Source organism: Rahnella sp. P4_A8, assembly GCF_056402435.1.
The window spans coordinates 17,084-37,726 of sequence record NZ_JBFUHK010000023.1 but is presented as its reverse complement, the minus strand read 5'-3'; the positions used below and the strand labels follow the sequence as shown (position 1 = coordinate 37,726).

Annotated in this window: 15 protein-coding genes; 7 read left to right on the top strand and 8 right to left on the bottom strand. The window is 56.0% G+C overall.

Going from position 1 to position 20,643, the window contains the following annotated elements:
* Positions 1-172: 172 nt before the first annotated feature.
* Positions 173-1,453 carry a glutamate-1-semialdehyde 2,1-aminomutase gene (hemL, locus tag AC1DUO_RS13575; RefSeq protein WP_013576934.1) on the top strand — a complete coding sequence of 427 codons (1,281 nt, stop codon included), beginning with the start codon at positions 173-175 and terminating at the stop codon, positions 1,451-1,453.
* A gap of 103 nt (positions 1,454-1,556) precedes the next feature.
* Here the strand turns inward: hemL and fhuB are convergent, their stop codons facing one another.
* The 6 genes from fhuB to hrpB form a co-directional block, all read right to left on the bottom strand.
* A complete protein-coding gene (gene fhuB, locus AC1DUO_RS13570; protein ID WP_126124281.1) occupies positions 1,557-3,545 on the bottom strand; it encodes a Fe(3+)-hydroxamate ABC transporter permease FhuB in 1,989 nt (662 codons plus the stop codon).
* Positions 3,542-4,444 carry a Fe(3+)-hydroxamate ABC transporter substrate-binding protein FhuD gene (gene fhuD, locus AC1DUO_RS13565; protein WP_013576936.1) on the bottom strand — a complete coding sequence of 301 codons (903 nt, stop codon included), beginning with the start codon at positions 4,442-4,444 and terminating at the stop codon, positions 3,542-3,544. The genes fhuB and fhuD overlap by 4 nt, the downstream gene beginning before the upstream one ends.
* A gap of 1 nt (position 4,445) precedes the next feature.
* On the bottom strand, positions 4,446-5,258 hold the full coding sequence (gene fhuC, locus AC1DUO_RS13560; RefSeq protein ID WP_119262085.1) for a Fe3+-hydroxamate ABC transporter ATP-binding protein FhuC: 813 nt from the start codon (positions 5,256-5,258) through the stop codon (positions 4,446-4,448).
* A 95-nt stretch (positions 5,259-5,353) separates the two neighbouring features.
* Positions 5,354-7,576, bottom strand: coding sequence for a ferrichrome porin FhuA (gene fhuA / locus AC1DUO_RS13555; protein ID WP_121019719.1), 2,223 nt, complete (start codon positions 7,574-7,576; stop codon positions 5,354-5,356).
* A 296-nt stretch (positions 7,577-7,872) separates the two neighbouring features.
* Positions 7,873-10,506, bottom strand: a complete 2,634-nt coding sequence (gene mrcB / locus AC1DUO_RS13550; protein ID WP_112197469.1) for a bifunctional glycosyl transferase/transpeptidase — start codon at positions 10,504-10,506, stop codon at positions 7,873-7,875.
* 190 nt (positions 10,507-10,696) lie between these two features.
* On the bottom strand, positions 10,697-13,141 hold the full coding sequence (gene hrpB, locus AC1DUO_RS13545) for an ATP-dependent helicase HrpB (RefSeq protein WP_119262087.1): 2,445 nt from the start codon (positions 13,139-13,141) through the stop codon (positions 10,697-10,699).
* A 96-nt stretch (positions 13,142-13,237) separates the two neighbouring features.
* On the opposite strand from hrpB, the gene thpR reads away from it, so the two are divergent.
* The 6 genes from thpR (at position 13,238) to folK (ending at position 18,502) form a co-directional block, all read left to right on the top strand.
* Entirely contained in the window at positions 13,238-13,780 is a 543-nt protein-coding gene (thpR, locus tag AC1DUO_RS13540; RefSeq protein ID WP_112150941.1) for an RNA 2',3'-cyclic phosphodiesterase, read from the top strand.
* Between the two features lie 48 nt (positions 13,781-13,828).
* On the top strand, positions 13,829-14,563 hold the full coding sequence (gene sfsA, locus AC1DUO_RS13535) for a DNA/RNA nuclease SfsA (protein WP_013576942.1): 735 nt from the start codon (positions 13,829-13,831) through the stop codon (positions 14,561-14,563).
* 230 nt (positions 14,564-14,793) lie between these two features.
* Complete coding sequence (dksA, locus tag AC1DUO_RS13530; protein WP_013576943.1) at positions 14,794-15,249, top strand: RNA polymerase-binding protein DksA; 456 nt, start codon at positions 14,794-14,796, stop codon at positions 15,247-15,249.
* Between the two features lie 62 nt (positions 15,250-15,311).
* The gene (gluQRS, locus tag AC1DUO_RS13525) at positions 15,312-16,187 is read left to right on the top strand and encodes a tRNA glutamyl-Q(34) synthetase GluQRS (protein ID WP_119262088.1); all 876 of its coding nucleotides are present in this window, start codon (positions 15,312-15,314) and stop codon (positions 16,185-16,187) included.
* 513 nt (positions 16,188-16,700) lie between these two features.
* On the top strand, positions 16,701-18,026 hold the full coding sequence (gene pcnB, locus AC1DUO_RS13520; RefSeq protein ID WP_037033568.1) for a polynucleotide adenylyltransferase PcnB: 1,326 nt from the start codon (positions 16,701-16,703) through the stop codon (positions 18,024-18,026).
* The gene (gene folK / locus AC1DUO_RS13515; protein WP_013576946.1) at positions 18,023-18,502 is read left to right on the top strand and encodes a 2-amino-4-hydroxy-6-hydroxymethyldihydropteridine diphosphokinase; all 480 of its coding nucleotides are present in this window, start codon (positions 18,023-18,025) and stop codon (positions 18,500-18,502) included. Before pcnB ends, folK begins: the two co-directional genes overlap by 4 nt.
* A 5-nt stretch (positions 18,503-18,507) precedes the next feature.
* On the opposite strand, the gene qseC is transcribed toward folK, so the two are convergent.
* Positions 18,508-19,866 carry a quorum sensing histidine kinase QseC gene (gene qseC / locus AC1DUO_RS13510; RefSeq protein ID WP_173362117.1) on the bottom strand — a complete coding sequence of 453 codons (1,359 nt, stop codon included), beginning with the start codon at positions 19,864-19,866 and terminating at the stop codon, positions 18,508-18,510.
* A 23-nt stretch (positions 19,867-19,889) separates the two neighbouring features.
* Positions 19,890-20,576, bottom strand: a complete 687-nt coding sequence (gene qseB, locus AC1DUO_RS13505; protein ID WP_013576948.1) for a quorum sensing response regulator transcription factor QseB — start codon at positions 20,574-20,576, stop codon at positions 19,890-19,892.
* Positions 20,577-20,643: the final 67 nt, after the last annotated feature.

Genomic DNA, 20,643 nt, shown 5'->3' with positions numbered 1-20,643 from the left:
TATAAAAAATGTTATGGAAGATGGATGGATTTAATCATACAAATTGCCGTCCTGACAGGATCTGCAACAAAATGCCGCACGGTTAGCGGTTTGATAACGCCGCTCAGTTCACTAGAATGGGCGCATAAATCTTTCCGTGACATATTGAACCCAGCAATTCAGGAGCCGAATAATGAGTAAGTCAGAAAGTCTGTTCACGCAGGCGCAAGCGCTAATCCCGGGCGGTGTTAACTCGCCGGTACGTGCCTTCTCCGGCGTTGGCGGCGTCCCCTTATTCATCGCGCGCGCTGACGGCGCTTTCCTGTTTGATGCCGATGGTAAAGCCTACATTGACTACGTGGGTTCATGGGGACCGATGGTGCTTGGCCATAACAACGCCGAAATCCGCAATGCGGTGATTGAGGCGGCTGAGCGCGGCCTGAGCTTTGGTGCACCGACCGAGATGGAAGTGAAAATGGCCGAGCTGGTGACCGGCCTGGTGCCTAGCATGGACATGGTGCGTATGGTGAACTCCGGCACCGAAGCGACGATGAGCGCGATCCGTCTGGCGCGTGGTTTCACCCATCGCGATAAAATCGTTAAATTCGAAGGCTGCTATCACGGCCACGCCGACTGCCTGCTGGTGAAAGCCGGTTCCGGCGCGCTGACCCTCGGCCAGCCGAACTCGCCGGGTGTCCCGGCTGATTTCGCCAAACATACGCTGACCTGTACCTATAACGATCTCGATTCCGTCCGTGCTGCATTCGAGCAATTCCCTGACGACATCGCCTGCATCATCGTGGAGCCGGTCGCAGGCAACATGAACTGCGTGCCGCCATTACCGGAATTCCTGCCGGGTCTGCGCGCAATTTGTGATGAATTTGGCGCACTGTTGATCATCGACGAAGTGATGACCGGTTTCCGCGTCGCACTGGGCGGTGCTCAGGAGTATTACGATGTGATGCCTGACCTGACCTGTCTGGGTAAAATCATCGGCGGCGGCATGCCGGTGGGCGCATTTGGCGGACGCCGCGACGTGATGGAAGCGCTGGCACCGACCGGTCCGGTTTATCAGGCAGGCACGCTTTCCGGTAACCCGATTGCCATGGCGGCCGGTATTGCCTGCCTGACGCAGGTCGCGCAACCGGGCGTACATCAGACCCTGACCGAACGCACCACCCAACTGGCCGAAGGCTTGCTGGACGCGGCGCAGAAAGAAAATATTCCGTTCGTGGTGAACCACGTCGGCGGCATGTTCGGGCTGTTCTTCACCGATGCAGAAACCGTGACCTGCTATCAGGACGTGATGAAATGCGACGTTGAGCGTTTCAAAAAGTTCTTCCATCTGATGCTGGAAGAAGGCGTTTACCTGGCCCCTTCCGCCTTCGAAGCAGGCTTTATGTCTCTCGCGCATACGCCGGAAGATATTCAGCGCACGATTGATGCCGCACGACGTTGTTTCGCTAAGCTTTAAGCGCCAGTCAAGTCCGCTCCCTCCCCTGCGAAGGGGAGGAACTAAGGCCGCGTCCAAAGAAAAATCTGCTCTAACATCCCTATTTTCTATTGGCTGAAATTCTCTATCCCGCCTGCTTTCTCAGCAGATAAATAAAGTACGGCGCACCGATAAAGGTGGCGAGCAGACCAGCCGGGATCTGATCCGGGAAAATGATCATCCGTCCGCACCAGTCCGCAAAGACCATCAGCAACCCGCCGAGAATACTGGCGACCATCCACTGCGGAACCGCCCGGCGAAAGCCCATCATGCGCGCCATATGGGGTGCCATCAGCCCGACAAAACTCAGCGGCCCGACAGTCAGCGTTGCCGCCGCTGTCATCACCGCCGCCAGCAGTAAAATCGCCAGACGGGTGGGCGTCAGCGCCAGTCCGACTGATTTTGCGGTCACGCTCCCCAGCGGTAAAATATTTATCCAGCGGCGGCAGAATGGCACAAGAACCATCAGCACCCCGGCCAGAATCAGCGTTCGCCAGGCGGCTTCAGCGGATACGGAATAGGTTGAACCTGAAAGCCAGGTCAGCAGGCCACCCATTCGCGGATCGCCGCTCGCCAGCAGCAGCGTCATCAGCGTGGTGAAAGCGGTACTGAGCGCGATACCGGTCAGTAACATACGTTCGGCCGAAAAACTTCGCAGCCCCGAGGCCACCATAATCACCAGCAACGTCAGCGCCGCACCCGCACTGCCCGCAGGCAGCAGCCAGACAAAGGCATCGCCCGGGACGATAAACATCATCACCACCACGCCGGTCGCCGCACCGGAACTGATCCCCAGCACTTCCGGGCTGGCCATCGCATTACCGGTCAGTTTTTGGATCAGCACACCGGATGACGCCAGCATAATACCCGCAGCCAGCGCCGCCATCACGCGTGGCAAACGCCACGGCAGCAGCGCCTGTAAATCTGCACCGGTGGACCAGCTCCAGCCAGTGGCGTTGCGTCCGGCCATCAGTGCAACCATCAACCCGAGTAACAGCACGGCGAGCGCCAGTGACATCCAGCGCACCAGATGCTGACGTTCAACCGGTACGTGATCGCCCTGATCCATTGGCGGCGGTGTCATGTTATTGCGCAAACGCGGCAGCAGCCATAACAGCAGCGGCGCGCCCACCAGCGCTGTCGCGGCACCGGTCGGAATCTCCATCCAAAATGTGGTAATGGTTTGCATCACCTGATCGGTAAGCCAAAGCAGCAGCGCACCGATAACCGGCGCAATGATCAGCCGTGCAGCCAGACGACGTGCACCGAGCATTTTCGCCAGAAGCGGTGCAAACAGGCCGATAAAACCGATGATCCCGACCGCATTGACCAGTTGCGCACTCATTAAAATCGCCAGCGTCAGCACAGCAAGACGCGCCGCTGACAGGCCGAGGCCAAGATTTTTGGCGACGCCATCATCCAGCCCCAGGAGCGTCATCGGACGCTGCAACAGAAACGCCAGCAGCCAGACGATAATCACCCGCGGCAGCAGGAAGTTCGCGATATCCCAGTCCTGCTGGTTCAGCGCCCCGCTGCTCCACATGTACAGACTTTGCAGGTTCTGGTAGTTGAAGATGCCAATCAGGCCATTCACCGCTCCGCAATACAAGCCCAGCACCAGACCGGCGAGGATCAGCGTGACCGGTGACATGCGTTTGCCCCAGGCGATGCCGAACACCAGTGCACCAATCACCACCGCGCCAGCCATGGCGGCAAACTGCTGGGTGATCATCCCGCCCGGCAGTGCCCACAACGTGGCGACCGTCAGGCCGAGCTGCGCGCCTGCCGAAACACCCAGCGTCGCGGGCTCTGCCAGCGGATTACGTAATACCTGCTGGAACAGCAAACCAACCAGCCCCAGCCCGGCACCGGCCAGCAAGGCCACAGCGACGCGCGGCAGCAGGCTGTAATGGAAAAGCATCTGCTGGACATTATCGATATCAGGCTGCCACAACGCCCCGCGCCACTGCGCATAAGGCAGTTGCTGATTCAGGTTGTAGAGACTGAGCGCACCGGCGGCCAGCGCCAGCAGAATCAGGAGAGTCAGCGAAACGCTGAATGAACGGCGGTTCATACCGGTTTCCCCAGAGTGCTGGTGAGAATTTTGCAGAAATTCATCGCGCTGAAGGTTGCACCGTAATACCAGACGGCGGGCACGATGCTGAACTGGTTCGCGCGCACAAACGGCATGGATTTCCACAGCGGCGTTTTTGCTACTGCCTCCATCATGTCGGCGTTGTCGTGTTCGAAACACAACACGCGGGCGTTTTTAATACGGGTCAGGCGCTCGACGCCGACCGATACGCTGCCCCAGAAACTGCCTTCCCCGGCCCAGGCGTTGGTCAGCCCGAGCTCACCCATCACTTCATGGAACATGCTGCCCATGCCAAACACCAGAACGTGGCGCGTATCAATAAAGGTGATTAACAGCAGCGGCTGCTGCGCGACCGGCTTCAGTTGTTCGCGGGTTTGCAACAGCGTGTCACGGTACAGCTGCAAATGCGTTTCGGCGCGATCCTGTAAACCGAGACGATCCGCCAGTTTATGCAGGGAACTGATGGCCAGATTGAGCGGTTTTGCCGAACCGTCATTGGCTTTGACACCCAGAACCGGCGCGATGGATTCGAGCTGACTGGTCGTCGGACCATAACCGGCGGTGATCAGCAGCAGCGAAGGTTTTAGCTGCTGGATAAGTTCCATATTGGGTTCGGTACGCTGACCGACATCAATCACGCCCGGTGCCAGCGGTGGTTCAACCACCCAGGTGTTGTAATTACGGATATCGGCAATCGCCAGCGGCATCACGCCGAGTGCGATCAGCAGTTCAGCCGGTAACCATTCGAGAGCAATAATGCGGCTGAGATCGGGACGCGATGCCGACAGCGCAGGCACCGAGGTCAGCAACGGAGAAAGCGCCATCATCTGCAACAGACGACGACGGGTGATTCCGGAAAAATTTGAAATATCAGACATATCAGTATACGAAGCTCACCGGCGCGCCACCCGCAGGATGCGGCAGAATACCCATCGGAATGCCATAAATCTGTTCCAGTACATCGCCGCGCATCATCTCTTCCGGCGCGCCCTGGGCAATCATTTCACCACCGCGCAGCGCCATCAGTTGATCGCAATAGCGGGCAGCCATGTTCAGATCATGCAGCACGGCGATCACGGTTAAGCCCTTCTCACGGCTCAGACGCTGGATCAAGGCCAGCACATCTTTCTGATGGGCGATATCCAGCGCAGAGGTCGGTTCATCGAGCAGCAGGCAACGGCTGTCCTGCGCCACCATCATCGCCAGCCAGGCACGCTGACGTTCGCCGCCGGAGAGGCTGTCCACCAGACGCCGGGCGAACGGTTTGAGGCCGACCAGCGCAATGGCTTCTTCGACCTTTTCTTTATCCTGATGTTTGAAACGACCCAGTGCGCCGTGCCACGGATAGCGGCCAATCGCCACCAGTTCCTGCACGGTCATGCCTTCTGCGGCGGGGAGTTGCTGCGGCAAATAGGCAACCTGACGCGCAAAAGCTTTGCTGTCCCACTGCGCCAGCGGCGTGTCATTGAGGTAAATCGTTCCAGATGTCGCAGACTGATGCCGCCCGAGCATTTTTAATAACGTCGACTTTCCTGACCCGTTGTGACCAATCAGGCCACACACTTTCCCCTGCGCAAAGGTCAGGGATAATGGCGCGAGAAGCGTGCGTCCCGGGACGCTGAAACTCACGTCCTGCAGGCGGAAGACGCTGTCTGGCAGCGGGGAAGACGGATGTACGTTGTTATCAGGCATAAGATTTTCTACGTCGACATCGGGTTGAGAACAGGAAACGGGCACGACCTGCGTGCCCGGATTTTAGTGCTTACATACTGACTATTCGAAGACTCTTAAAAACGGAAGGTTGCGGTGGCAACCACCTGACGCTCCGCGCCCCAGTAACAGGCGTAATCGCGGTAGCAGCTTGCCACATACTCGCGATCCAGCAGGTTATTGACGTTCACGCCAACGGAAGAGCCCGGCAGACCAAAGCGTGCGAGATCGTATTTGATCGTCGCATCAACCAGTGTGTAACCGGCAACATTAAAGGCTTCGTTAGTCTTATCGCCCGTCGTGTAGAAGCTGGAGGTTGAACCGAAGTAACGAACGCCGGAACCCACAGTCAGACCGCTCAGTGCAGTTTCGTGGAAGGTGTAATCCGCCCACAGTGATGCCATGTTCGCAGGCACTTCAGCAGGACGCTTGCCTTCATAAGCAAGGTCGTGCGTGTACTTCGCATCGGTATAGGTGTAAGACGCCGTCATGTTGATGTTGGCGTTGAGTGCGGCTTTCGCTTCCAGTTCCAGACCACGGGAACGAATTTCACCTGACTGAACGCTGAAGGTATTCGTCTGATCGGTAGGATCGTTGGTCAGGTTTTTGGTTTTCGTCAGCTGATATACGGCCGCCGTCAGACTGATCGGACGATCGTTCGGAATGTATTTCACACCCGCTTCGTACTGTTTACCGATTGATGGATCAAACGGCTTCCCATCCTTGTTAGAACCCGCTGTCGGTTCAAAGGATTCGCTGTAGCTGAAGTACGGGGAGATGCCGTTATCAAACAGATAATTCAGACCGCCGCGCCAGGTAAACTGTTGGTCATTAATTTGCGTAGCGCTGTTGCTTGAACGGGTAAACGTCGAGCTTTTTGCGAAATCGTAACGACCGCCAACGGTCAGGATCCACTTGTTCCATTCCGCCTGATCCTGTGCGTACAGACCGGTTTGCTCCTGACGGTTGAGAACTTCATACGGGAAGTACAAGGACACATTACTGTTGCCGTACTGCGGGTTGCTCATGTTCAGATTACTGGCGGAACCATAATCGGCATCAATGTCGTTACGCATACGCATGTAATCCACACCCATCAGCAAGGTGTGATCGACATCTGCGGTGGCAAATTTAGCCTGCGCCTGGGTATCCACATCGAAGTTAGCCAGTTTCTCTTTTGACTGAACGTACGCGCGGCTCATCACGCCATTCCCGACATAACCGGTGCCGTAAACGCCTTTGTATTGGGTATCGAGTTTGGTGTAACGCAGGTTCTGACGCACGGTCCAGGTGTCGTTAAAGCCGTGTTCGAAGCTGTAACCGACCATTTTCTGGTTGCGGGACATCTTGTTGCTTTCTTCGCCTTCGTTGAAGTCGGTCGGCAACTTGTGTGCTTTTCCGTTGGCGTCGTAATACGGCACCACGGTGCCCTGACGCGGTAACCAGCCGTAGAAACCGGCATCCGGATCGTTCTGGAAGTTGCTCAGGAAAGTGAAGCTGGTTTTATCATCAGGACGCCAGGTGAAAGACGGCGCGATACCGTAGCGTTTCTCTTTCGCCATCTCCTGCTGAGTATCCTGGCTGTGCGCCACGCCGGTCAGACGGTAGGAATACACGCCCGCGTCGTCGATGGCGTCGCTGAAATCAAAGCCGGTCTGGTACAGGTTGTCTGTACCCATTTTGAACTGCACTTCTTTCAGCGGTTCAGTGGTCGGGCGTTTACTGACCATGCTGACTACACCGCCCGGATTACTCTTACCGTACAGAACGGAAGACGGCCCGCGCAGCACTTCAACACGCTCGAGCATGTACGGATCCATCGACACTTCAGAATAGTTGTCACCCTGAAGTTTGATGCCATCGAGATACTGGTTGGTGTTCACCGATGTGAAACCGCGGATAGCGATCGCATCATAGGTGGAGGAACTGCCACGGCTGGCGAAAACGCCCGGCGTGTAGCCTAAGGCTTCTTTTACTGAAGCAGGCTGTTTCATGTCCATTTCTTCACGGGTCACCACGGAAATAGATTGTGGCGTTTTCACCAGTGGCGTGTCGGTTTTTGTGCCGGTCGCGCTGTGTTTTGCCGCGATAGTGGCCGCCGGCCCCCACGCAGATTCGGGTGCCGCTTCGGCCATTGCCGAGCTGGTCACGTTTATAGTGTCTTCTTTTGCCGGGGCTTTGGTGGCTGCACTCGCATAAAACGCGGCAGAGCCCAGCGCAGCGGCGAGGGTTAAAGCTAACGTCCGGCGCTTAAATGCACCTTTTTGGACTGAAGTTGAAAGCGAGCATTGAGAAGCCATTGCATAATCTCTGGAAGAGTAATGGGAATGTAAACGATAATTATTATTATGAACGTTGCATATTATGCTCAATGCTTACGCGGCTGCAAGCCTATTTAATGCATGGCTTTTCCGAATGAATAAAAAGTATCCTCATGTTAAACGTGGGTAAAAACGCTTATAAATTAAACGGGGATGAATGTGACTTGCTTGCTGGAAATGTGAAATGGGGTAGGTAAATTTGGATTAAGAATGACAAATAAAAAAGGGCGCAATTTTCATTGCGCCCTTTTTAGCTTTACGAAATCAATTAATTATCAGTTGCCTGAGCCAAACATATCCTTGATCCAGCCCGCCACGCCGTTGCTGTCTTTCTTCTCATCCTGAGATTGTGGCTGTTGCTGCTGTCCGGATTGCTGCTGTTGTTGTTGCTGTTGCTGTTGCTGCTGGATCTGTTGTTGCTGTTGCTGAACAGCGCTCACAGAAGCCTGACACATGGCGTCCGGTGAATCAGTCCAGACCGGGATTGAACGCACCGCGCCACTGCCGCCCAGCAAGCCGCCGCTGTTGCCACAGACAAAGTTACCGCTGCCATCAATATTCATCGTACTGATGCCTTCCGGCATTTGCAGATCCAGGGGCTGAGGTGTGCCGTTTTCCAGATACCGTCCGTAAAGCACCAGCGCACCGGTAGAACCCCACAGTTTGGACGGGCCGTTGTTGTCGCGGCCTACCCAGGTGATCGCTACCTGATTGCCATCGATACCGGCAAACCAGCTGTCACGCAGTTCGTTCGACGTACCGGTTTTCGCCGCCAGATGCAGTTTCGGGAACTTGTTCGCCAGTGCGCGCGAGGTCCCTTCCTGCACTACCTGCTGCATGGCATACAACGTCAGATACGCTGCCTGAGAAGGGATCACGCGCACAGCCTGCGGGAAGCTCTGATAGAGCACGGTGCCGTCTTCCGCAATCACTGAGCGTACCGCTGACAGTGGCGCTTTGTTGCCGCCACTGGCAATGGTCTGGTATTCCTGCGCAACTTCCATTGGCGTTAACGCAATCGCACCCAGCAACATTGATGGCGTCTGGTTCAGCGACTCTTTAGGGATCCCCAGATCAATCAGCGTTTTGGTGATGTTGTCGAGACCAACGGCCATCCCCAGATTGACTGTCGGGACGTTCATCGAGCGCGCCAGGGCATCCACCAACAGAACCTGACCGCGGAACTGATGGTCATCGTTTTTCGGCGACCATGTCTGACCATTTGCCAGTTTCAACGTCAGCGGCTGATCGGCAAGGATGGTATTGAGCCGGTATTTATCCGGCTGAGACAACGCGGTCAGATAGGTCGCCGGTTTCGCCAGCGAGCCGACCTGACGTCGCGCCTGCATCGCACGGTTGAAGCCCGCGAACTGCGTTTCCGCGCCGCCGACCATCGCCCGCACTTCACCGGTATAACGGTCAACCACCACCATCGCCGTCTCGATATCATTCAAACCGCTTTTCTTGCGCAGTAACGGAATGCCTTCCTCGACCGCTTTTTCCGCCGCATCCTGAGAAATCGGATCCAGCGTGGTGAAGATTTTCACCCCGGACATATCCTGAACTTTATCGCCCAGTTTAGCCTGCAGTTCCTGACGCACCATCTGCATAAACGCAGGCTGCGGCGAAATCACCCCGCCTTTCGGCTGCACGCCCAGCGGACGCGCGCTGAGCATGTCATACAGTTCCTGATCGATAACTTTCTGATCAACCAGCAAACGCAGCACCAGATTACGACGCTGCAAGGCCATTTGCGGATTACGCCACGGGTTATACAGCGAGGCACCTTTCACCATACCCACCAGCAATGCCTGCTGATCCAGACTCAGTTCGTTCACCGGACGGCCAAAGTAATACAGGCTTGCCAGCGGGAAACCGCGGATTTGATCAGAACCGCTCTGGCCGAGATACACTTCGTTCAGATACAGCTCAAGAATGCGGTCTTTGCTGTAATCTGCATCCAGCAGGATCGCCATCACCGCTTCACGCGCTTTACGGCTCAGCGAACGTTCGTTGGTCAGGAACAGGTTTTTCACCAACTGTTGCGTCAGCGTTGATCCCCCCTGCACCGCATGACCGGCGGTGAGGTTAGCCACCACGGCACGACCGATGGAATAGAAGTTGATACCGTCATGCTCATAGAAATGACGGTCTTCCGTGGCCAGCAGCGTATCGACCAGCAAATCAGGGAAGCCGGAACGTGGCACGAACAGACGCTGTTCACCGTTGGCGTTAGACGCCTGCAACATAGTGATCAGACGCGGATCGAGGCGGAACAGACCGAAATCACGCTGGTTATCCAGGTTTTTAATCTCGGAAAGACTGTTGCCGTCAAACATCAGGCGGGCGTTGACCTGCCCTTCTTTTCCTTCCGGAAAATCAAACGGACGGCGCAGCAAATCAATGTAATTCGCGTGAACCGTAAACTCGCCCGGACGGGTGATGCGCGTCACTTCGCGATACTGCGTGCCTTCCAGCAATCCGACCATTTCAGCTTTGCTGATTTGCATGTCCGGCTCAAGATTGACCTGACGGCCATACACCGCCGCAGGTAACTGCCAGACTTTGCCGCCATCGATGCGGTCATGAATTTGCTTGTTGAGATAAACCGCGTAAATCCCCAGCAAAATCAGGAAGACGACAAACAGTTTGACTAATAACCAGAACAGACGGCGCCTGGCGCTTTTCTTCCCGCCTTTGTTCGCTTTACGCGGCGGGGCTTTACGGCTCATGCGTGACTCCCGTTCTTCTTCGTAGTCATCATCATCCTCATACTCGTCATCGATTTCCTCTTCGTATTCTTCGTAGTCGTCATCCCGGCGGCTACGGCGAACGGGACGAGCCCGCGCAGGCTTGCGCCCGGCAGGTTTACCTTTACGGCCAATCGGCTCGCGATCATCGCCAGACATCAGTCAATCTCCCAACGTGCTGCTGTGTTCGTCATAATGATTCTGCTTAGCTGAGTCATTTTCATTTTTGATTTCAAATGGATAGTCTATCTGGCCTGAAGTTCAGGCCGCAAGGCGCTTACTCTGTGCCCCGCTTTATGTTTCGCCCAGAAGAAATGTCTGAAAAATTGTTCTTTCCATGCACATTTCATCATGGCGCTGAAGACTTCTTGGTACGGCGCGTCGGCAATGCCTGCGCCGGATTGTCCGGCCACGGATGTTTCGGATAGCGCCCTTTCATTTCTTTCTGCACTTCGCGATAAGAACCCTGCCAGAATGCCGCCAGATCGGCGGTGATCTGCAACGGCCTCTGTGCCGGTGACAGCAGTTCCAGCACCACAGCAACACGCCCTTCCGCCAGTTGCGGGCTACGCTGCTCGCCGAACATCTCCTGCATTCTCACCGAGAGCGCCGGTGGCTGGTCTGCATGATAACGGATTGGCAGACGACTGCCAGTCGGCACGGTGTAATGAGTCGGCAACGCGCTGTCCAGACGCTGACGCTGTTGCCAGTCAAGCAGCCTTAGCAAGGCATCATGTAAATCAACCTGCTGCAACGATTTCAGCGAACGAACACCCTGTAAAGAAGGCTGTAACCAGCGTTCCAGACCGTCGAGCAAAGCCTGATCGTCAACCGAAGGCCAGTCGGCTTCCGGCAACCATTTTGCGGCGCAAAGAAGCCGCACGCGCAATTGCTCCGCGGCGACCGACCAGTTCAGCGCCTGCAAACCCTGCGTGCGGATCCAGTCGATCAGCGCCTGTTGCAGCTCTCCGTCGTCCGGCTTTGCCAGCGGATTGGCTTTCAGCACCAGACGCCCGATCTGCCAGCGGCGCCAGGCGCGCAGCGTGCCTTTTTCTTCATCCCATTCTACCGCCGTCTGTTCTTTGACGACATCCGGCAGGCGCGACGGAAGTTGCGAAATATCCAGCGTGATCGCCAGCAAAATACGGGCATCCGGGCTGTTGTTGCCCTGTAATAACTGCGGCGCGACCAGCCACGGTGCGCGGGTTAATCCGTCACCCTGCGGCAAGGACGCCCCCAGTCCGTTCGCCAGCAGATAACGGCCATCTTCGCCGCGACGCTGGGCAATACGATCGCTGAACGCCCGCGCCAGTAACCACGGCGCGAGCGAAGCATCAGGCTCACCGCTTTTCGCGCCGGTACGCTGCGCCAGTTGTTTTGCCCGCCGCTGCCAGTTTCCCTGCGGACGGCTGAACCAGTAATCCATATCCGGTAACCCGCCGCGTGGCGGTTCTTCAAGCATTGCCGCCAGCAGCGCCGACGTTGCCAGCGCATCGGGACTTTGTGCTGTGGCAGAAATCAGCATCGCCGCCAGCCGCGGCTCACAGCCAAGCCGGGCCATGCGTTGTCCGGCAGTGGTGAGTTTGCCCTGCGCATCGGTTGCGCCAAGCTGCTGTAAAAGATTTTTTGCGGCAGACAGCGAAGCGGGGGGCGGCATATCCAGCCACTGAAGTTGCGCCGGATCCTGACAGCCCCACTGCAACAACTCGAGCCAGAAACTGCTCAGGTCACTTTGCAGAATTTCGGCTTCCGCCTGAGCACTGGCGCGTTCCGCCTGCTCTTTGCTGAAAAGATGCCAGCACAAGCCCGGCTCCAGACGACCGGCACGGCCCGCACGTTGGGTCATCGACGCCTGGCTGATGCGTTGCGTTACCAGCCGCGTCAGGCCGCTGCGCGGGTCAAACTGCGCGCTGCGCTCCAGACCACTGTCGACCACCAGACGGATACCTTCGATGGTCAGACTGGTTTCAGCAATATTCGTCGCCAGCACCACTTTGCGGCGTCCGGCCGGTGAGGGCTGAATGGCTTTTTGCTGTTGTTCCAGCGACAGCGCACCGTACAACGGGCAGAGATCGACGTCGTCCGTCAGTCTGCCGGTCAGCAAATTCTGTACACGGGTGATTTCCGCCACACCGGGTAAAAACAGCAGCATCGAGCCGTGATTTTCACTCATCAGACGGCTGACTACCCGCGCCACGCCTTCATCCAGCCGTTCGTGTGTCGCGAGAGAAAGATACTGCCTGTCGACCGGAAAACTGCGGCCTGCGGATTCAATCACCGGCGCATCAGGCAGTAAAGAAGACAGGCGCAGGTTGTCGAGCGTGGCCGACATAATCAGAATTTTTAAATCATCGCGCAGCGCATTCTGCACATCGAGCAACAATGCCAGCGCCAGATCGGCCTGCAAACTGCGCTCATGGAATTCATCGAGGATCACCATCGACACGCCGGTCAGTTCGGGATCAGCCTGTACCATGCGGGTCAGAATGCCTTCGGTCACCACTTCAAGACGGGTCGCCGCGCTGGTTTTGCTTTCTGCACGCATGCGATACCCCACTGTCTGCCCCGGCGTTTCATTCAGTTGCTGCGCCAGACGGAAAGCGACATTTTTCGCCGCCAGACGGCGCGGCTCAAGCAGCAGGATCTTACCCGACAGGTTGGCCTGTTTCAGCAACTGCAACGGCAGCCAGGTGGATTTACCGGCACCGGTTGGCGCAAGCAACAGCACCTGCTGAGCCTGTTGCAGTGCAGCTAAAAGCGGTTCGAGTACGGCGCTGACCGGCAAAGAAGACAATGAATGCTCCATGAGAGTTAACTTTAAACGGCGGGCATTGTAGCATTTAGCCCCACATCCGGCATGTTGCCGTGATTTGTCTTCACAGGAATCTCTATGTCTGCCGAACGCCGCCTGTTTTTCGCCTTATCGCTGCCCGCAAAAATGCAAAAGCAGGTGATTAAGTGGCGCGCGGACCACTTCCCGGCGGACACTGGCCGCCCCGTCACAGCCGCTAATCTGCATATTACGCTGGCGTTTCTCGGTGAAGTCAGCGCCCTCAAAGAGGCCGCGCTGACCCGCGTCGCCGGGCGCATTCAGGGACAGAAATTCAGCGTAGTACTGGATGATATTGGCCACTGGCCGGGCTCCGGCGTGGTATGGATTGGCACAAAACGCGCGCCCAATGCCTTGTTGCAACTGGCGTCCGTATTGCGATCTCACGCTGCGCGCAACGGTTGTCATCAGAGTACACTGCCGTTTCATCCGCATGTGTCGCTGTACCGCAATGCGACCCGTCCGGTCGCGGTTCCTCCGGCCACACCTGGCTGGCAACTGGACGCCACAGAATTCAGTTTGTACGAATCCCTGTTTGAGCGGGGGCGCACCCGTTATCACTGCCTGCAAACCTGGCCGCTGGGCGATACGCAGGCAACCTGATCTCTTTTAGCCCTCTTTTTAACAAGAACATTTCACACGGAAACTTTCATGCACTTCGAGCCTGCGCTTCAATCGGCTACGCTGATCAAACGTTACAAACGGTTTCTCGCTGACGTGATTACGCCGGACGGCACGGAACTGACCTTGCACTGCGCCAACACCGGCGCGATGACCGGTTGCGCGACTCCCGGCGACACCGTCTGGTATTCCACCTCGGACAATCTCAAACGTAAATATCCACACAGCTGGGAACTGACCGAAACCCAACAAAAACACTGGATTTGCGTCAATACGCTGCGGGCCAATCAACTGGTCCGTGAGGCAATCAATGAACAGCAAATACCGGAATTATCCGGTTACAGTAAATTAACAACAGAAGTAAAATACGGCGCCGAAAACAGCCGTATAGACTTGATGTTACAGGCAGAAAATCAACCGGACTGCTATATTGAAGTGAAGTCTGTCACGTTGCTGCAGGAGGGGTTGGGATTCTTCCCCGACGCAGTCACACTGCGCGGTCAGAAGCATTTACGCGAGTTACAGTCGATGGCAGAGCAGGGGCAGCGGGCGGTACTTTTCTTCGCTGTTTTACATTCAGGTATTGAAAGCGTATCCGCTGCACACCATATTGATCCGCGTTATACCGATTTACTGAAGTATGTCCAAAACAAGGGTGTCGAAGTGATGTGCTACAGTGCTGAGCTTTCTGCTGAGGGTATGCGCCTCACAAAAAGGTTACCGCTGCTGGCAATATCAGCCAGTGAACATAAAGAGTTCGGATAACCCTGTAATAACCTGTCGGCGGCATAAAAAACAGGTCGCGAATACGCTTTTCCTCACAGGCTTGTCAAGCACCTGCGATGAATAATTGCCAACCTCGTTGCCTTCTGTTATTTATAGCGGCCTGATTTTTTCCCCCGTTGGGGATCGAAATGTTCGAAGCCTGTACGTTGCGGCTATGCCGGAACGGGAAAAGTGGATGAACATAGTGCGTGTTATGTAGGAGAAGCATCATGCAAGAAGGCCAAACCCGTAAGACGTCGTCCTTGAGCATTCTCGCTATCGCTGGGGTGCAGCCGTATCAAGAGAAGCCGGGCGAAGAGTATATGAACGACGCTCAGCTGGCTCACTTCAAAAAGATTCTTGAAGCATGGCGCAATCAGCTCAGGGATGAAGTCGATCGTACCGTTTCACACATGCAGGATGAAGCCGCAAACTTCCCTGATCCGGTAGACCGTGCCGCTCAGGAAGAAGAATTCAGCCTCGAACTGCGTAACCGTGACCGTGAACGTAAGCTGATCAAAAAGATTGAAAAAACACTGAAAAAAGTGGAAGACGAGGATTTCGGCTATTGCGATTCCTGTGGTGTTGAGATTGGCATCCGCCGTCTTGAAGCCCGTCCTACCGCTGATTTGTGTATCGACTGTAAGACTCTGGCAGAAATCCGCGAAAAGCAGATGGCTGGCTAAGTCCCCGGGTTCCACGCGGTGCGTCATGCACCGCGTTCCCTTTTAACGCTGTCCCCATTCGTATGTCGCAAGAACAACACTACACAGGCCGTTTCGCTCCCTCACCTTCCGGTGACCTTCATTTTGGTTCCCTGATCGCCGCTCTCGGCAGTTATCTGCATGCCCGCTCACAAAACGGTATCTGGTTAGTGCGCATTGACGATATCGATCCGCCGCGTGAAATCCCCGGTTCTGCTGACCGTATCCTGAGAACGCTGGAGCGTTACGGGCTGGAATGGGATGGCGATGTACTCTGGCAGTCAAAACGTCACGGCGCTTACCGCGACGTGCTGGACTGGCTGTATCAGCAGCAAAAAAGTTATTACTGCACCTGTACCCGCCAGCGTATTGCGCAAATCGGTGGCACCTATGACGGCCACTGCCGCAGCCTGCAACTCAGCCCGAAAAATGCGGCCATACGTCTGCATCAGACGTTGCCGGTGTACGGTTTTGACGATGATTTTCAGGGGCATTTACAGGCCAGTCCTAAACTGGCCGAAGAAGATTTTATTATCCGTCGCCGCGACGGGCTGTTTGCCTATAATCTGGCAGTAGTGATCGATGACCATTTTCAGGGCGTGAATCACATTGTGCGCGGCGCGGATCTGATTGAACCGACCGTGCGCCAGATTTCGCTGTACCGGCATCTGAGTTATCCGCAGCCGGGATATCTGCATTTGCCACTGGCGGTGAATGAAGAAGGCAACAAGCTTTCCAAGCAGAATCACGCGCCGGCGCTGCCCGCAGGCGATCCGCGACCGGTTATCATTAAGGCGCTGAAATTTTTAGGGCAAACGTTGCCGGAAAACTGGCAGGATTACACTTTGCCTTTATTATTACGCTGGGCGACAACGCACTGGACACCATCAGCGATACCGCGTCAGAGCGCTAATGCATAGCAGATGTGACTTCGGCATTCTCAAAGCGCCTGTCGTGAGCTATGATTAGCCGCTGTTTTTGCGTCACGTCAATTTTTTCAGTCACTATCGAGGTGTACCATTTTTACCCGAGTAGCCAATTTTTGCCGTAAGGTGCTAGTTCGTGAAGATAAAGTCGTTCGTGAAGAAAAGGCTGTTCATGACGAAGCCGCGCTTCATGGAGAACCTAATCGCGAGGAGAATTCCCGTCGTGATCCGTCTCCTGTGGCCGAAGGCAATGTGAAGGCAAACAATCCTGAACGTCGTGAAAATCGCGGCCGTCGGGAAGACAACGCGAACAGAGGCGAACGCCGCAATAACAACAGCCGCCGCTCTTCTTCATCTTATCCGCCGCGTGGTGAACGCAGCGATAACCGTGGTGATCGTAATAACGAGCCGCGCGCCGACCGCAACGTACAGCGCGCTCCGCGCCCTTCTGTCGAACATGTACAGAAACCGCGCCCCTCATTCGATTACGCCGGTGAAACCCGTGCGATGACCATTATTCCCCGCGATGAGCACAATATTTCTCGTCGTGATATCAGCGAAAACGCCCTGAAAGTCTTGTACCGCCTGAACAAGTCTGGCTTTGAAGCCTTCCTGGTCGGCGGCGGTGTGCGTGATTTGCTGCTGGATAAAAAACCAAAAGATTTCGACATCACCACCAACGCAACGCCGGATCAGGTACGCAAACTGTTCCGTAACTGCCGTCTGGTTGGTCGTCGTTTTCGTCTGGCTCACGTGATGTTTGGGCCGGAAATCATCGAAGTGGCGACGTTCCGCGGTCACCATGAACAGCACGAAGAAACCGAAGATAAAAACGTATCCCAGCAGGCTGTGAACGGCATGCTGCTGCGCGACAACATTTTCGGCACCATTGAAGACGACGCCCAGCGCCGTGACTTCACCATTAACAGCCTGTATTACGGCGTCGCGGACTTCACCGTACGTGATTACACCGGCGGTCTGCGCGACCTGGAAAACGGCATCATCCGTCTGATCGGTGATCCTGAAACCCGTTATCGTGAAGATCCGGTGCGTATGCTTCGCGCAGTACGTTTCGCTGCCAAACTGGACATGAAAATCAGCCCGGAAACGGCCGAACCGATCCCACGTCTGGCGACGCTGTTACAGGAAATCCCGCCAGCGCGTCTGTTCGAAGAATCCCTGAAGCTGTTGCAGGCCGGTTACGGTTACGAGACGTATAAAAAGCTTTGTGAATACCAGCTGTTCCAGCCGTTGTTCCCGCTGATTGCCCGCCAGTTTACTGAGCAAGGCGACAGCCCGATGGAACACATTCTGATTCAGGTGCTGAAAAATACCGACCACCGTCTGCATAACGATCAGCGCGTCAATCCGGCGTTCCTGTTCGCCGCTATGCTGTGGTATCCGGTGATCGAGCATGCACAGAAGCTGGCGCAGGAAGGCGGTCTGACCTATTACGACGCCTTCGCGCTGGCAATGAACGATGTGCTCGACGAGCAATGCCGTACGCTGGCCATTCCAAAACGTATTACCACGCTGGTACGTGATATCTGGGCGCTGCAACTGCGCCTGTCACGTCGTCAGGGCAAACGTGCGCACAAGCTGATGGAGCATCCTAAGTTCCGCGCGGCGTATGATTTACTGGTACTGCGCGCTGAAGTCGAACAGCACCGCGAATTGCAGAGTCTGGCGCAGTGGTGGGGCGAGTTCCAGGAAGCGACACCGGCATCGCAGAAAAGCATGCTCGGTACGTTGGGTGACGACGCTGTACCGGCACGCCGTGCACGTACCCGCCGTCCGCGTAAACGGGCGCCGCGCAAGGATGGCGGTCAATGATCCGCGTTTACCTGGCTCTGGGCAGTAATCTTGCCCGTCCGCTTGACCAGGTAAACTGTGCGCTGGAGGCGCTGGCACATTTGCCGCGCACCCGCTTTGTGGCCGCATCCCCGTTTTACCGCAGTAAACCGCTGGGGCCACAGGATCAACCTGATTATCTGAATGCTGTGGTGGCGCTCGATACGCTGCTGCCGCCGGAAGAGTTGCTCGATTGCACACAAGGGATCGAGCAAAATCAGGGACGCGTCCGCAAAGCCGAACGCTGGGGGCCGCGGACGTTAGATCTTGATATGCTGATTTATGGCGATCAGGTGATCAACACCGAGCGTTTAACGGTGCCGCATTACGACATGAAAAACCGCGAATTCATGCTGTATCCGCTGGCCGATCTGGCACCAGAACTGGTGTTCCCTGACGGCGAAACCTTGCAAACTCTGCTCGCCCGCGTGCCGCTTAACGGTCTGACCAAATGGTAAGTCGCTCAGCGACTTACCCGCACTTCCAACCCACCTTCTGCTCTATTTTGATAAACCACGTTCAGATGATGTAACTGCGCGATCCTTTGTACGATCGAAATCCCCAATCCGCTGCCCGTTTGTTCCTGTCCTGGTGGCCGGTAAAAACGCTCACCGAGCCTTGCCAGATGTTCATTGCTGATGCCCGGCCCCTGATCTTCAACCGTCATTCCCCACGGTTTCAGTCGCACCGTCACGCAGGTTCCGGCTGGCGAATAACGGATCGCGTTATCCAGCAGATTGCGCACCATCAGCGAAAGCAGCAGCGACTGACCACGCATTTCAGGCGGAACGCCCTGCTGTTCAAAACGTAATTCGATACCTTTGCCGTGCGCGCGGTAATCCTGTTCCGCCAGACTTTGAGTGACCAGCGAAGGCCAGTCGATACGTTCCAGCTCTTCAGGCGTGGAAAAACTTTCCAGCCGAGAAAGTGTCAGCAGTTGATCCACCAGCCGCGTAGCGCGATCGATACTGATCGTCAGATTTTCCAGCGCATGGTCGCGCATTTCAGCGTCATCGCCGGAAAGCTGTACGACTTCGGTTTGCACACGTAAAGCCGCCAGCGGACTGCGCAGCTCGTGAGCGGCATCAGACGTAAACCGCCGTTCACGCACCAGCATCTCACTCGTGCGGTCAAACAGAGAATTGAGCGCATTTGCCAGCGGCAACACCTCACCGGGTAACTGATGAGTCTCGATGGGCGCGGCATCTTCCGGCGAGCGCTGACGCAAACCTTCCGCCACGCGGCGCAGCGGCCGCAGTTCAAGCGTCACCATCACAATCAGCGCCAGTAACAAAATGGGCAACGAAGCCAGCCACGGCGTCAGCTGGCCACTCACCAGGCTCCAGGCCATATCATTGCGGTAATCCTGTTCCTGCCCGACCGCGACGCGATATTGTCCGTCCGGCGAAGTCAGCCAGACCATACGCCAGACATCGCTGTCCCCTCTCAGCTCGACATCGTTAAACCCCTGCGTGTCACCGTCAAAACGGATGCGTTTGCCGTTCTCGCCATCATTGAGCAGCATCTGCCCGTGACGATTGAAGATGGCAAACGTCAGCGCGTCGTCATCGGTATGGCCGCGTGAGCCCTTGCGGACCATTTTTTTAGTGTCCGGCAGCTCAGTGTCTTTTTGCAGATTGAGCCGGTCGCCTAAGCCGGTGGCAGCCAGACGTTTGGCGAACAGCATCTGCTGGGTATCGAAAACTTCGTTGATATGTTTGCGGGTCTGATGCCACGCTACACCGCTGGCAATCAGCCAGGTCAGCAGCGCCAGCAGGGAAAAAAGCAGGATAAGGCGCAGGCGCAGACTCAGATTGTTCAGCTTTTGCAGTTTCTTCAGCCGCCTCACGCTTCCCCTCCTTCACCCGGTTTTATCTCATCCCCGAGCGTGTACCCCACGCCATGCACGGTGCGAATAAAGCCTTTGCCAAGTTTGCTGCGCAGATGGTGAATATGGACTTCCACCGCGTTACTGCTGACCTCGTCTTCCCAGCTGTAGAGCTTTTCCTGAATAAGCGTACGCGCCAGCACACGACCTTTGTTGCGAAGAAACAACTCCAGCACAGTCACTTCACGCGGGGTCAGCGTCACGGCTTCTCCGTTGAGCGTCACACTGCGGGCTGCGGGATCAAATTCCACTGCGCCATGGGTTACCTTCGGCGTTATCACGCCGTGGCGACGGCGGATCAGCGCCTGCAACCGTGCTGCGACTTCCACCAGCGCGAATGGCTTACACAGATAATCATCGGCACCGGCCTGCAACCCGCCGACGCGCTGCTCCAGCGCATCGCGCGCGGTGAGGATAAGCACTGGCGTATCCCGGCCAGCCTTTCGCCATTCACGCAAAAGCTGCATACCATCCATACCCGGCAGGCTTAAATCGAGGATCACGGCATCGTACGGCGCACTGTCAAGCGCGGCCTTGCCGGTCAGCCCGTCGGTAAACCAGTCGAGCGTAAAACCCAGTTTCGCCAGCCCGGCTTTGATGCCGTCGCCAATCATCTTGTCGTCTTCAATCAATAGAATTCGCATGGTTCCCTCCGTTTTTGCCATTATAGCCGAGGCTTCTTAATCACTTCTTAAGACACAGATCATCCTG

Coding starts and splice junctions, on each gene's coding strand:
- hemL (WP_013576934.1), top strand. CDS start 173: ATGAGTAAGTCAGAAAGTCTGTTCACGCAGGCGCAAGCGCTAATCCCG.
- fhuB (WP_126124281.1), bottom strand. CDS start 3,545: ATGAACCGCCGTTCATTCAGCGTTTCGCTGACTCTCCTGATTCTGCTG.
- fhuD (WP_013576936.1), bottom strand. CDS start 4,444: ATGTCTGATATTTCAAATTTTTCCGGAATCACCCGTCGTCGTCTGTTG.
- fhuC (WP_119262085.1), bottom strand. CDS start 5,258: ATGCCTGATAACAACGTACATCCGTCTTCCCCGCTGCCAGACAGCGTC.
- fhuA (WP_121019719.1), bottom strand. CDS start 7,576: ATGGCTTCTCAATGCTCGCTTTCAACTTCAGTCCAAAAAGGTGCATTT.
- mrcB (WP_112197469.1), bottom strand. CDS start 10,506: ATGTCTGGCGATGATCGCGAGCCGATTGGCCGTAAAGGTAAACCTGCC.
- thpR (WP_112150941.1), top strand. CDS start 13,238: ATGTCTGCCGAACGCCGCCTGTTTTTCGCCTTATCGCTGCCCGCAAAA.
- sfsA (WP_013576942.1), top strand. CDS start 13,829: ATGCACTTCGAGCCTGCGCTTCAATCGGCTACGCTGATCAAACGTTAC.
- dksA (WP_013576943.1), top strand. CDS start 14,794: ATGCAAGAAGGCCAAACCCGTAAGACGTCGTCCTTGAGCATTCTCGCT.
- gluQRS (WP_119262088.1), top strand. CDS start 15,312: ATGTCGCAAGAACAACACTACACAGGCCGTTTCGCTCCCTCACCTTCC.
- pcnB (WP_037033568.1), top strand. CDS start 16,701: ATGACCATTATTCCCCGCGATGAGCACAATATTTCTCGTCGTGATATC.
- folK (WP_013576946.1), top strand. CDS start 18,023: ATGATCCGCGTTTACCTGGCTCTGGGCAGTAATCTTGCCCGTCCGCTT.
- qseB (WP_013576948.1), bottom strand. CDS start 20,576: ATGCGAATTCTATTGATTGAAGACGACAAGATGATTGGCGACGGCATC.